Annotated in this window: 10 protein-coding genes and 1 pseudogene; 7 read left to right on the forward strand and 4 right to left on the reverse strand. The window is 66.2% G+C overall.

Annotated elements, in window-relative coordinates; genetic code table 11:
- The first annotated feature begins 155 nt into the window (after positions 1–155).
- The 7 genes and pseudogenes from GJV37_RS12540 to GJV37_RS12570 all read left to right on the forward strand — a co-directional run bounded on the left by GJV37_RS12540 (position 156) and on the right by GJV37_RS12570 (position 8,486).
- Entirely contained in the window at positions 156–2,414 is a 2,259-nt protein-coding gene (locus tag GJV37_RS12540; protein ID WP_170858736.1) for a TonB-dependent receptor, read from the forward strand.
- 87 nt (positions 2,415–2,501) lie between these two features.
- The gene (locus tag GJV37_RS12545) at positions 2,502–3,824 is read left to right on the forward strand and encodes an LLM class flavin-dependent oxidoreductase (RefSeq protein WP_169887222.1); all 1,323 of its coding nucleotides are present in this window, start codon (positions 2,502–2,504) and stop codon (positions 3,822–3,824) included.
- A gap of 45 nt (positions 3,825–3,869) precedes the next feature.
- On the forward strand, positions 3,870–4,913 hold the full coding sequence (gene mgrA, locus GJV37_RS12550; protein ID WP_193452594.1) for an L-glyceraldehyde 3-phosphate reductase: 1,044 nt from the start codon (positions 3,870–3,872) through the stop codon (positions 4,911–4,913).
- A gap of 4 nt (positions 4,914–4,917) precedes the next feature.
- Positions 4,918–5,847, forward strand: a complete 930-nt coding sequence (locus tag GJV37_RS12555) for an aliphatic sulfonate ABC transporter substrate-binding protein (RefSeq protein WP_170858738.1) — start codon at positions 4,918–4,920, stop codon at positions 5,845–5,847.
- 348 nt (positions 5,848–6,195) lie between these two features.
- A complete protein-coding gene (locus GJV37_RS12560; protein WP_193452595.1) occupies positions 6,196–7,002 on the forward strand; it encodes an ABC transporter substrate-binding protein in 807 nt (268 codons plus the stop codon).
- A gap of 77 nt (positions 7,003–7,079) precedes the next feature.
- Positions 7,080–7,793: an amino acid ABC transporter permease gene (locus GJV37_RS12565; protein ID WP_170858740.1), complete on the forward strand. Its 714-nt coding sequence runs from the start codon at positions 7,080–7,082 to the stop codon at positions 7,791–7,793.
- Between the two features lies 1 nt (position 7,794).
- Positions 7,795–8,486 (forward strand): annotated as a pseudogene (locus tag GJV37_RS12570) (amino acid ABC transporter permease).
- 47 nt (positions 8,487–8,533) lie between these two features.
- On the opposite strand, the gene GJV37_RS12575 reads toward GJV37_RS12570, so the two are convergent.
- From GJV37_RS12575 to GJV37_RS12590, 4 genes are read right to left on the reverse strand one after another with little or no spacing between them, the layout of a single operon-like run.
- Positions 8,534–9,283 (reverse strand): ABC transporter permease, encoded by a 750-nt coding sequence (locus tag GJV37_RS12575; RefSeq protein ID WP_037012434.1) that lies wholly within the window; start codon positions 9,281–9,283, stop codon positions 8,534–8,536.
- A 5-nt stretch (positions 9,284–9,288) separates the two neighbouring features.
- Entirely contained in the window at positions 9,289–10,488 is a 1,200-nt protein-coding gene (locus GJV37_RS12580) for an ABC transporter substrate-binding protein (RefSeq protein ID WP_169887216.1), read from the reverse strand.
- Positions 10,454–11,290, reverse strand: coding sequence for an ABC transporter ATP-binding protein (locus tag GJV37_RS12585; protein ID WP_193452597.1), 837 nt, complete (start codon positions 11,288–11,290; stop codon positions 10,454–10,456). Before GJV37_RS12585 ends, GJV37_RS12580 begins: the two co-directional genes overlap by 35 nt.
- Positions 11,287–12,345 carry an acyl-CoA dehydrogenase family protein gene (locus GJV37_RS12590; RefSeq protein WP_193452598.1) on the reverse strand — a complete coding sequence of 353 codons (1,059 nt, stop codon included), beginning with the start codon at positions 12,343–12,345 and terminating at the stop codon, positions 11,287–11,289. The genes GJV37_RS12585 and GJV37_RS12590 overlap by 4 nt, the downstream gene beginning before the upstream one ends.
- Between the last annotated feature and the right edge of the window lie 24 nt (positions 12,346–12,369).

Raw genomic sequence — 12,369 nt, forward strand, 5'->3', positions numbered from 1 at the left:
TAGTGATTCAGGATACTCGCCAATGTTAGCGCTAACAACACAAACTGTCCGCAACGATTCCAGCCACTCGCACGAGCGAGCGCTCGTGACAGTCCCGTAGAGAAAAGCGCCCCGAAATGAGAAACGAGGGCGGACCAGGGCACGAAGGAGTGGCTATGCAATCGCAACAATGGGGGACGCTCGGCCGTCCGCAATTCACCGGCCGACGCAGCGCGCTGGCCCTGGGCATCGCCAGTGTGATCGGCGCGCTGGCCTGCAGCGTGCAGGCAGCCGAAACCACGGGCAGCGACACCCAGTCCGCCGACTCGGCGCCGACGCTCAAGGCAGTGACCGTCACCGCGACCCGTCGCGAAGAGTCGCTACAGAAGGTCCCCGTCGCGGTCTCGGTGATCGACGGCGAACAGCTGGAGCGCGACAACCGCAACAACGTGTCGAGCATCGTCCAACAGGTGCCGACCCTGAATTTCCGCACCGGCGCCTCGAACAAGGACACCTCGCTGTTCGTGCGTGGCGTGGGCACCATTTCCACCTCCCCCGGCGTCGAGCCGAGCGTGTCGACGGTGATCGACGGCGTAGTGCTCGGCCGGCCCGGCCAGGCGACCCTGGACCTGCTTGACGTCGAGCGCATCGAAGTGCTGCGCGGCCCACAGGGCACGCTGTTCGGCAAGAACGCCTCGGCCGGCGTGCTCAACGTGGTGACCCGCGAAGTGCCGGACGAAACCACCGGCTACATCGACTATTCGCACTTCGGTGGCGGCAACGAGAATCGCACCCGCTTCGGCATCGGCGGCACGTTGATCCCCGGCAAGCTCAAGGCCAGCGTCACCACCCTGGTGGGCAGCTACGACGGCAACGTCGACAACGTCTACAACGGTCACGAAGTGAACGGCTACAACCGCGCCGGCGCCCGCACCAGGTTCGAACTTACGCCGAACGACGACCTCAAGGTAACGCTGATCGCCGACTACATGAAGGCCAGCGACGATGGCCCCAGCGGAGTGATCACCAGCACCACCAGCCCGGCGTTCGCCAACGCCCTGCGACCGGTGACACCGGACAGCGACAACCGCAAGATCAACAGCGATTACCGCACCCACGTCGACGACACCAATCAGGGCTTGTCCGCGCAGCTGGACTGGAACCTGGGCGACTACACCCTGACCTCCATCAGCGCCTGGCGGGGCTGGGACAACACCCAGTGGCAGGATGGCGATCGCCTTTCCCACATCACCGCGACCATCCCCAGCTCCCACGACAAGGGTGAGCTGAACTACGACCAGTACTCCCAGGAACTGCGCCTGGCCTCGCCCAAGGGCGAATTCCTCGAGTACGTCGGCGGCCTCTACTACATGCATGCCGTGGACGATGAAACCTACCGCCGCGTGGTGACCTCCACGAGCGCGCAGAACACCGGCGTGGCCGACTATGGCACGCGCAGCGACACCTACGCGGTGTTTGGCGAAAGCACGCTGAACTTTACCGACGACTTCCGTGGCATCGCCGGCCTGCGCTACACCCACGACGACCTGGAATACGATCATCGCCGGCGCTCCACCTCGGCCACGGCGGTGACCGGTATCCAGCCGTCCACCTCCAGTTCCGGCTCCACCGACGAAGACGGCTGGTCCGGCCGCCTGGGCCTGCAGTACGACCTCAGCGAGCAGCTCACCAGCTACGTGACCTACTCGCGAGGCTACAAGGGCCCGGCCTACAACGTGTTCTTCAACATGCAGCCGCGCGATACCGACGCGCTCAAGCCGGAGACTTCCAATTCCTGGGAAGCCGGCCTGAAGGCCACCGCTCTGGACAACCGCCTGACCGCCAACCTGGCGGTGTTCCACACCATCTACGACAACTACCAGGCGAACTTCTACGACACCGTCGCCGGCCAGGTGGTGACCCGCCTAATCAACGCCGGCAAGGTCAAGACCGAAGGCGCCGAACTGGACTTCAGCTACCAGGCCACCCGCCAGTTGAAACTCTCCGGCGCCCTCGCCTACACCAAGGCCCGTGTCGACAGCTTCGCCTGCCCGCCGGGTGCGGCGTCCAGCTGCAATGTCGACGGCAAGCCGCTGCCCTTCACCCCGGACTGGAAGAGCTACGTGCGCGCCGACTACAGCATCCCGCTGGACAACGGCCTGGATCTGGAGTTGGGCACCGACTACAGCTGGCAGGACAAGGTGCAGTACGACCTCAGCCAGAACCCCGACACCATCCAGGGCGCCTACGGCCTGTGGAACGCCAGCATTGCCCTGGCCGACTACAACGACGGCTGGCGCGTCGCCCTGCTGGGCAAGAACCTCACCGACAAGTCCTACTCGCCGTTGCTGGCAACGGGCGGCAGCTACATCTACCGCATGGTGCCGCGCGACGACGGGCGCTACTTCGGTGTGGAACTGCGCAAGGACTTTTAAGCACAAGGCGCCGGCTTGCCCCGGCGCCTTCGACAAGAACCCCACGCCGCCTTGCGTCCACCCCGACGGACACACAGGAATACCGACATGACACGAACCCTTTCCCTTGGCGCCTTCCTCATGGCCACCGGTCACCACGTCTCGGCGTGGCGCCACCCGGACGTGCCGGCCAACGGCGGCCTCGACTTTCCACTTTACAAACGCCTGGCGCAGGTGGCCGAAGCGGCGAAGTTCGACGCCGTCTTCGTGGCCGACAGCGTCGCCGCACCCACGGCGCAGATTGCCAGCCGGATGGCCCGCTCCGACCACTTCGAGCCGCTGACCCTGCTCTCGGCGCTGGCGGCGGTGACCGAGCGCATTGGCGTGATCGGCACCGTCACCACCAGCTACAACGAGCCCTACCACGTGGCGCGCAAGTTCGCTTCCCTCGACCATATTTCCGGCGGCCGCGCCGGCTGGAACCTGGTGACCTCCGACGCGGCCGCCGAGGCGCTGAACTTCAACCGCCAGGAACACTTCGGCCACGCCGAGCGCTATGCCCGCGCGCGGGAATTCCATGACGTGGTGACGGGACTGTGGGACAGCTGGGAAGACGACGCCTTCACCCGCGACAAGGCCAGCGGGCAGTACTACGACCCGGCCAAGCTGCACGTGCTGAACCACGAAGGCGAACACTTCCGCGTGCAAGGCCCGCTGAACGTCGCGCGCTCGCCCCAGGGCCGCCCGGTGATCGTCCAGGCCGGCAGTTCCGAGACCGGCCGAGAGCTGGCCGCGCAGACCGCCGAAGTGGTGTTCACCGCGCAGACCTCGCTCGCCGCCGCCCGCGACTTCTACAGCGACCTGAAGGGCCGCCTGGGCAAGTTCGGCCGTACGCCGGATGAGCTGAAGATCATGCCGGGCGTGTTCGTGGTAGTCGGCCAGAGCCAGAGCGAAGCGCAGGAGAAGTTCGAGGAATTCCAGGAGCTGGTGGAGCCTCATGTCGGCGTCGCACTGCTCTCGCGCATGCTCGGCAACTTCGATCTCTCTGCTTACCCGCTGGACGGCCCGTTGCCCGAGCTGCCGCTGACCGACAGCGGCCAGCGTAGCCGCCAGTTGCTGCTCACCGAACTGGCCGGGCGCGAGAACCTGAGCCTCGCCCAGCTCGGCCGGCGTATCGCTGGCGGACGGGGGCATTACAGCCTGATCGGCACGCCGGCGCAGATCGCCGATGAGCTGCAGGCCTGGTTCGAAGGCGGCGCCGCCGATGGATTCAATGTGCTGGTGCCACACCTGCCCGGCGGGCTGGAAGACGTGGCCCATCACGTCGTGCCTGAGCTACAGCGGCGCGGGCTGTTCCGTCGTGACTACAGCGGCAGCACCCTGCGCGATCACCTCGGGCTCAAGCGCCCGGCCAATCGCTACACGATCTGACGATTCACGGGCCGCCCCACGGCGGCTCGTTTCCACGGAGCTTCCATGACCTATATCGCCCACCCCGACCGCTACCAGCGCGTCCCCTACCGCCGCGTCGGCCGCAGCGGCCTGGTGCTGCCCGCCCTCTCCCTTGGTCTGTGGCACAACTTCGGCGACAGCATGCCGCTGGACCGCCAGCGCGCCCTGCTGCGCACCGCCTTCGACCTGGGCATCAACCACTTCGACCTGGCCAACAACTACGGCCCGCCCTACGGCAGCGCCGAGATCAACTTCGGCCGTCTGCTGCGCGAGGACTTCGCCGCCTACCGCGATGAGCTGATCATCTCCACCAAGGCCGGCTGGGACATGTGGCCCGGCCCCTACGGCCAGGGCGGCAACTCGCGCAAGTACCTGCTGTCCAGCCTGGACCAGAGCCTGCAACGCCTGGGCGTGGACTACGTGGACATCTTCTATTCCCACCGCTTCGACCCGGACACGCCATTGGAGGAAACCGCCGGCGCACTGGCCAGCGCCGTGCAGCAGGGCAAGGCGCTGTACGTCGGTATTTCGTCCTATTCCGCGGGCAAGACCTCCGAACTGGCCGCGCTACTGAAGGAATGGAAGGTGCCGCTGCTCATCCACCAGCCGGCCTACAACCTGTTCAACCGCTGGGTGGAGAAGGACCTGCTGGCCACCACCGACGAACTGGGCGCCGGCGTCATCGCCTTCACCCCGCTGGCCCAGGGACTGCTGACCGAGCGCTACCTGAATGGCGTGCCGGCCGATGCGCGGGTCAATCAACCGGGCGGCGCGTCGCTGCGGCCGGAGCATCTGTCCGAGGACAACCTGCGCCGCGCCCGCGCGCTGAATGAAATCGCCCAGCGCCGCGGGCAGAGCCTGGCGCAACTGGCACTGGCCTGGGTACTGCGTGATGCCCGCGTGACCTCCGCGCTGATCGGCGCGAGCCGCCCCGAACAGATCGTCGAGAACGTCGCCGCCCTGGACAATCTCGCCTTCAGCGCTGAAGAACTGGCGGAGATCGATCACTACGCAGTGGAAGGCGGGATCAACCTCTGGGAAAAGCCTTCCCACGACTGGAAGGAATGAGCCTGTGAAGCGGCTTCATCGACTGCTCGCCGGGTTGCTGCTGCTTGTGGCCGGCACCGCCCAGGCGCAGGACCCGGCGCAACTGCGCATCGGCTACCAGAAAGCCTCGGTCAGCCTGGTGCTGGCCAAGGAGCATGGCCTGCTGGAACAGCGTTTCCCGCAGACGCAGATCCAGTGGATCGAATTCCCCGCCGGGCCGCAGATGCTCGAAGCACTGAACGTCGGCAGCCTGGACCTGGGTTCCACCGGCGACATTCCGCCGATCTTCGCCCAGGCCGCCGGCGCCGACCTGCTCTACGTCGGCGTGGAGCCGCCCAAGCCGCAGGCCGAGACCTTGGTGGTGCCCAAGGACAGCCCAATCCGCAGCGTCGCCGAGCTGAAGGGCAAGCGCGTGGCGTTCCAGAAAGGCTCCAGCTCCCACAATCTGCTGCTGCGCTTGCTGCAGCAGGCCGGTCTGAATCTGCGCGATATCCAGCCGCTGTACCTGACGCCGGCCGATGCCCGCGCCGCCTTCGAGAGTGGCAAGGTGGACGCATGGGCGATCTGGGACCCATGGTATTCGGCGCTGCTGCTGAGTGGTAATGCGCGGCTATTGGCGGATGGTTCCGAGGTGGGGCTGAGCGGGCCGTTCTACCTGTCCAGCCGTGAGTACGCCGGAGCCAATCCCGACTTCATCCATCAGGTGTTGGATAGTCTCAACCAGGCCGAAGCCCTGACCCGTAGCGACGAATCCGGCAGCGTGGCGATCATGGCGCGCGTCACGGGGCTCTCTCCGGAGGTGATCGCGGAGACCTTCAAGCACCGCCCTGCGTCGCCGATCCGTTCGCTGGAAGATCTCGACATCGCCGCACAGCAGCGTACCGCCGACCTGTTCCTTGCCGAGCGCATCCTGCCTCGCGCCGTCGACATCAGCGCGGCGCGCTGGAAGCCCTGACAGTCCCTGCTCTCTGTAGGGGCGAGCTTGCTCGCGAACAAACTTCCCGGTGACTCAAGCGCTGGGCCGTTCGCGAGCAAGCTCGCTCCTACAGGTAAAACGGCGTGGCTCCTGCGTACATGGACATCCCATGGAAATAGTTATCTAACCGGTTATTTTATATTTCTTCCGGTTATTAGATAGACGAATTCATTCCTTCTCCGCCGCCCCGTCGCGCTGCCACACTCGGCCTCGCCGGCGGGCGACCCCCGCCGCTCTAAAGCGGGCTTCTCCCACCCTCGAGCGCCCGCTCTCGATCATTCCGGGACCCCGTCATACGAGCGTGGCCCGACAAGGAGCTGGATGTTCATGAAGAAACTCACTGCCGTTACCGCCCTCGCCCTGGCCGTCCTTTCCGGGCTGGCCCACGCCGACCGCCTGGAAGACATCAAGAAGGCCGGCGTCCTGCGCGTCGCCGCCTTCGACAGCAATCCGCCATTCGGCTTCGTCGATGCCAAGAGCAAGCAGATCGAAGGCCTCGACGTGGATTACGCCAAGGCGCTGGCCGACAAGCTCGGCGTCAAGCTGCAGGTTCTGCCGACCAACCCGGCCAACCGTATTACGCTGCTGACCGCCAACAAGGTCGACCTGGTGCTGGCCAACTTCACCATCACCCCCGAGCGCGCCGAGCAGGTCGATTTCAGCATTCCCTACTTCTCCTCGGGCCAGCAGTTCATCGTCAAGAAAGGCACCCTGAACAGCCCCGACGAGCTGAACAAATGGCGCGTCGGCGTCGACAAGGGCACCGTCAACGAAGGCGTGCTGCGCGAGAAATTCCCCGGCGCCAAGGTCATCGCCTACGACGACACACCGTTTGCCTTCACCGCCCTGCGCAACGGCCAGGTCCAGGCCATCACCCAGGACGGCCCGAAACTGATCGGCCTGCTGGCCAACGTGCCGGACAAGGACAAATACGAAGTTCCACCCTTCACCATTTCCAACGACCTGATCGGCGTTGGCATTCCCAAGGGCGAGAAGGCCCTGGCCGAGTTCGTCAACCAGAGCCTCACGGAGCTGGAGGCCCAGGGCCAGGCACAGAAGATCTACGACACCTGGTTCGGCCCGGACACCAAGACCCCGCTGGCCCGCCTGTACAAGATCGGCGACAAGAGCTGATTCAGCTTCCACTCCGCACCACCCCACGCCCCGGCTCGCCGGGGCGTGTCCGTTTCTTCCACTGATGGATTCGTGACATGTTCGGCGAACTGCTCGCCCCGACCTACCTGCGCTGGTTGCTCGACGGCTTCCTGCTGACCCTCGGTATTTCCCTGTTCTGCTGCGTGCTCGCCACCCTGCTCGGCGCGCCGCTGGCCATCGCCCGGCAGGCGAAGTCGCGCTGGCTGTCGTGGCCGGCGCGGGCGTATCTCGCGCTGTTTCGCAACACGCCGCTACTGGTGCAGTTGTTCTTCTGGTACTTCGGCGTGCCGGCGCTGCTGCCAGAGGACTTCGTCTTCTGGCTGAATACGCCCCATGAGCTGGGTTGGCTGGCGTGGCCGTCCTTCGAGTTTCTCGCCGCGGCCTGGGGGCTGACGCTGTACACCACGGCGTTCATCGCCGAGGAGTTTCGTGCCGGCATCGCCTCGGTCAGTGCGCAGCAGCGCGAGGCGGGCATGGCGCTGGGCCTGCGCCCGCTGCAGGTGTGGCGCTGGGTGATCCTGCCGCAGGCACTGCGCACCGCGCTGCCGCCATTGATGGGGCAATACATGAATGCGCTGAAGAATTCCTCGCTGGCCATGGCAATCGGCCTCGCGGAACTGTCCTATGCCTCGCGCCAGGTGGAGACGCAGACCTTCAAGACCTTCCAGGCGTTCGGCATCGCCACCCTGCTGTACATCGGCGCCATCGCGCTGATCGAGGCGCTGGGCCAGGCGATCCAGCAGACCCGCCGCTATCGCCAGGGGGCCTGACATGGATTTCTCGGTGATCTCGGACAACCTGTCCTATTTCCTCATCGGCGCCTACCCGGACGGCCCGCTCGGCGGCGCGGCACTCACGGTGATCCTTGCCCTGGCCTCCGGCCTTGCCTCAGCGGTGATCGGCCTGGCACTGGGCATCGCGTTGTCGGTATTGAGTGGCAAACCGCGCCTGCTGCTGGTGGCGTTCCTCGGTTTCTTCCGCGCCATCCCGGTGCTGATGCTGATCTTCTGGGTCTACTTCCTGCTGCCCATCGTTCTGCACATCGACGTGCCTGCACTGGGCACGGTGGTCTGCGCACTGTCGCTGATCGGCGGGGCCTATCTGGCGCACTCGGTGCACGCGGGTATCGAAAGCCTGCCCAAGGGCCAGTGGGACGCCGCCCGCGCGCTGGGCCTGCGCCCATGGCAGGTGCTCACCCTGGTGATCCTGCCGCAGGCGCTGCCGATCATGCTGCCGTCGTTCCTCAACCAGTGGGTCTCGCTGATCAAGGACACTTCGCTGGCCTACGTGATCGGCGTGGGCGAGCTGTCCTTCGTCGCCACCCAGGTGAGCAACCGGGTGATGGTCCACCCCACGGAAGTCTTCCTGTTCGTCGCCCTGCTCTACTTCCTGCTGTGCTCGGCGCTGACCTGGCTGCGGCGCTGCTCGCAAAGCTGAGGCCGGATTACCGCCGGACGGCCTGAGATGAAAAAGCCGGATCGCGAGATCCGGCTTTTTCCTTGCGGCGAGTTCAGCTTCGACGGCGATAGAGGCTGCGCGCCAGGGCATCCAGGGCGAAGCCCAGCACGCCGATCAGCAACACCATGGCCATCAGCTCCGAGTAGGCCAGGCGATCCCGCGTGTCGAGGATGTAGTAACCCAGTCCCGCGCTGACGCCGAGCATCTCGCAAGGCACCAGCACGATCCAGAGAATCCCGATGGCCAGGCGCACGCCGGTCAGCACATGGCCGAGCACGCCAGGCAGGATGACCTTGCGCAGCGTCTCGAACGGCGTGGCGCTGAGGCTCCTCGACAATTGCAGCCAGCGCGGATCGAGCTGGCGCACGCCGGCGGCGGTGTTGAGCAGGATCGGCCAGACCGCGGCGAACGCCAGCAGGAAGTAGATCGGCGAGTCACCCACGCCCATCAGCATGACCGCGATGGGCATCCACGACAGCGGCGAGATCATCCGCAGGAACTGGAAAGCCGGCGTGGTCGCCGCCTCAAGTTGGCGCGACGCGCCCACCAGCAAGCCCAGCGGCACGCCGACAGCCAGGGCCAGCAGCAGACCCAGCAGCACCCGTTTCAGGCTCACCAGCACATGCTCGTACAGCTCCGGGCGGGCCAGCAGCTCGCCCAGGCTGGTGAAGGTCGCCTGGGGCGAGAACAACTGCCCCAGGCCCGCGCCGCCAAACAAGCGCACGCCAAGCCACCACAAGCCGAGCAGCACGAGCAGCCCGGCCAGGCCGAGCGCCCAATGGCGGCGCGCGGAAGGAACCACGGGCGTCACGTGGTGATCTCCTCGCGGCGCTCGAAGCTGTCGGGGAAGCCGAAGGCACTCAGACCGCCGACACTGGCGATGGCATTGCGGACAAAGCGGTCGTCCACCAGGTCCTTGGCCACCTGGGTCGGTTCCAAGGCGGCGAGGAAGCCCTTGTCGCCCTGGATCAGCGTGTCCTTCAGGCGGCGCACCAGCTCCTCGGTGTAGCTGGGGAACGGATACGGCTGGAAGTCGATGCGCTCCTCGTGCCAGTCGGCATGCCGGATGGCACCGTCAGCCAGGTACTGCTGGCGCTCGCTGGCGGCCGGGGCCAGCACGCGGCCGAGCACTTCCGGCGCATGCGGCGTGTAGCGATTCTCGCCGTCCTTGGACAGCAACTTGGCTGCCTCGGCGCGGTTGTCGCGGGTCCACAGCTGCGCCTTGACGATGGCGTTGACCACCTTCTGCGACCACTCCGGGCGATTGTTCAGATCATGCTCGTGCATGAACACCACGCAGCAGGCGTGGTTGCGCCACACGTCACCGGTGAAACGCTGGATGCGCCCGACCTTGAGGTTTTCCGCCAGGGCGTTGAACGGCTCGGCGACGATGTAGCCGGCAATGCGCCTGGCGGCCAGGGCCGGTGGCATGTCCGACGGCGGCAGTACCACCAGGTTGACCTCGTTGGCAGCCAACGCGGCATCGGCCGGCTTGCTAACTGCTTGCAGGCCGTTATCGCGCAGCAGTTGTTGCAGCACCACGTTGTGGATCGAGTACCAGAAGGGGATCGCCAGGCTCTTGCCGCCGAGCTGCTTCATATCGCTGATGTCCGGCGCCACGGTCAGGCCGGAGCCGCCAACGTGGTTCCAGGCCACCACCTTGGCCGGCACCTTGCTGCCATAGCGCGCCCAGACCGTCATAGGCGACAGCAGATGGATGACGTTGACCTGACCGGAGATGAACGCCTCGATCACCTGCGCCCAGCTACGCAGCAATACCGGGCGCTCGGCCTTGATGCCCTCGGCGTCGAACAGGCCGTTGGCGTGAGCCACCAGCAAGGGCGTGGCGTCGGTGATCGGCAGGTAGCCGATGCGCACTGGTGCATCCGGTTCGCTGGCGGCCCGCGCCTGCAGGCTGGTCAGCAGCGGCAGCGCGCCGGCGGCGGTAAGCAGCGCGCCGAGTTTGAGGATGTCACGTCGGGAGTGTGTGGGGTCGTCCAGGCACATGGGCAGGCTCCTGCGCAGAAGTAGGGTTTGCGTGGGTGCGGCTTGCCCGCCGTAGGGTTTTGAGAATCTCGACTCGCCGCGCGCCCATTTCTTCGACCAGCTCCGCACGGGGTTGCGGCAGGTCGATGTGCCACTCGCCCAACGTCCGCGCCGGGGTGTCGCCCAGTAGCAGGATGCGGTCGGAAAGCAGCAGCGCTTCGTCGATATCGTGGGTGATCAGCACGGCGGCGGTGCGCCGCTCGTGGATGACAGTGAGCAGCAGTTGCTGCATGTCGGCGCGAGTCACTTCGTCCAGCGCGCCGAAGGGTTCGTCAAGCAGCAGCACCTGTGGCTGCCGCGCCAGGCAGCGGGCCAGCGCGGTGCGCTGGGCCATGCCGCCTGAGAGCTGCGCCGGCATGAAATCGCGGGCGTGGCTCAGGCCGACCGAAGCAATGGCGTCATCGACGCGCGCTTGCAGCGTGGCCTTGTCCACCTTCGGCTGGCGGGCAAAGTCGAGGCCGAAGGCGACGTTCTTCACAAGGTTCAGCCAGGGCAGCAGGCTCGGGTCCTGGAAGGCCACGGCGACACGCGGGTGCGGTCCGTCGATGGCCTGGCCGAGCAGTTTCACACTGCCGGCCGCCGGTTTCTGCAGGCCGGCCAGTACGCGCAGCAGGCTCGACTTGCCTACGCCGCTGGAGCCGAGGATAGACACCACTTCCCCCGGCGCCAGGTCCAGCGCAAAACCTTCGAGCACACTGCGCCAGCCATTTTCACCCGGATAACCGAGCGCAACTTCGCTGGCCTGCAGGATCGTGTCACTCATGCCTGGGCCTGCTTTTGCAGTTCGGTGCGCAGTTGCACCAGGCTCGGCGTGACGATGGGTACGAAGGCCGATTCGCGCCAGCGCCGGGCGAATGCTGCGCCATGTTCGCTGAGGTAGGCCTTGCCGCCGCTGGCTTGCAGTTCCAACTGCACTGCCGCGGCCGCGCCTTCGGCCAGGCCGATGCGGATACGGAACAGCTTGGCTGGCTCCGTCAGGAACACACCGTTCAGCAGCCCCTCGCGCAGCTGCGCAGCGCGTTCGTCGAGCTCTGCGCTCAGACGCTGTTCCTCCTCGCGCAACACCGAACGGCGGTCACTGAGATGGCTACGCACGGTTTCCAGCGCCTTGCGCGTCAGGCCGAGGGTCATGGCGCATTGCAGGCCGAGGAACGCCGGGCGCACGCGGGGCAGGTATTGGCGCGCATCGTCGTGCAGCAGCCAGTCGCGGGGCAGCTCGACCGAAGAGAAGTCCAGTGCAGCGGTATTGCTTGATTGCAGGCCGAGCAATTGCAGGTCATCCGAGCGGGCCAGGCCGGGACTGTCGGAAGGGATTGCCGCCACCAGCGGCGCTTCGCTCGCCCGTTCGATGGCGGCGGCCACCACGAATCGGCCCTTGCGCAGGTTGGTCACCCAGTGCAGGCGGCCATCGAGGTTCCAGCCGTCGCCTGCCGGTGTCGCCGTCACCTGCAGGCTCTCGATGCCAGAGAGGAATTTCATCGCGTTGGACAGGCCGGTGGCGCCAGCCAGGGTGCCATCCAGCAGTTCGCCCAGGAGGCGGTCGCCCAGCGCGCGATTGGGGCTTTGCAGCAGGTACTCGATGAAGGCGCGCTGGCCCCAGAAGACGAAGGCGGCGGTCAGGGAGTGGCCGGCAACATCGGCAATTGCATCGATGGCATCGAGCACGTTGCCGCCGCTGCCGCCGCGCTCCTTGGGCACGCCGATGGCAAACAGCCCGGCAGCGGCAAGCTGCGGCAGCACGCTCTGCGGGTCGGTATGGCCGAGGTCGAGGCCCTCGGCGTGCTCGTCGAGCCAGCGGCTCAGGGTCGGGTCGAGCATCATCGCTCTCCTTGCAGGGGCGGC

The sequence above is a fragment of the Pseudomonas nitroreducens genome, assembly GCF_010994165.1.
In the GTDB taxonomy this organism is placed as follows: domain Bacteria; phylum Pseudomonadota; class Gammaproteobacteria; order Pseudomonadales; family Pseudomonadaceae; genus Pseudomonas; species Pseudomonas nitroreducens.

Coding starts and splice junctions, on each gene's coding strand:
- GJV37_RS12545 (WP_169887222.1), top strand. CDS start 2,502: ATGACACGAACCCTTTCCCTTGGCGCCTTCCTCATGGCCACCGGTCAC.
- GJV37_RS12585 (WP_193452597.1), bottom strand. CDS start 11,290: ATGAGTGACACGATCCTGCAGGCCAGCGAAGTTGCGCTCGGTTATCCG.
- GJV37_RS12590 (WP_193452598.1), bottom strand. CDS start 12,345: ATGCTCGACCCGACCCTGAGCCGCTGGCTCGACGAGCACGCCGAGGGC.
- GJV37_RS12560 (WP_193452595.1), top strand. CDS start 6,196: ATGAAGAAACTCACTGCCGTTACCGCCCTCGCCCTGGCCGTCCTTTCC.
- GJV37_RS12540 (WP_170858736.1), top strand. CDS start 156: ATGCAATCGCAACAATGGGGGACGCTCGGCCGTCCGCAATTCACCGGC.
- mgrA (WP_193452594.1), top strand. CDS start 3,870: ATGACCTATATCGCCCACCCCGACCGCTACCAGCGCGTCCCCTACCGC.
- GJV37_RS12565 (WP_170858740.1), top strand. CDS start 7,080: ATGTTCGGCGAACTGCTCGCCCCGACCTACCTGCGCTGGTTGCTCGAC.
- GJV37_RS12580 (WP_169887216.1), bottom strand. CDS start 10,488: ATGTGCCTGGACGACCCCACACACTCCCGACGTGACATCCTCAAACTC.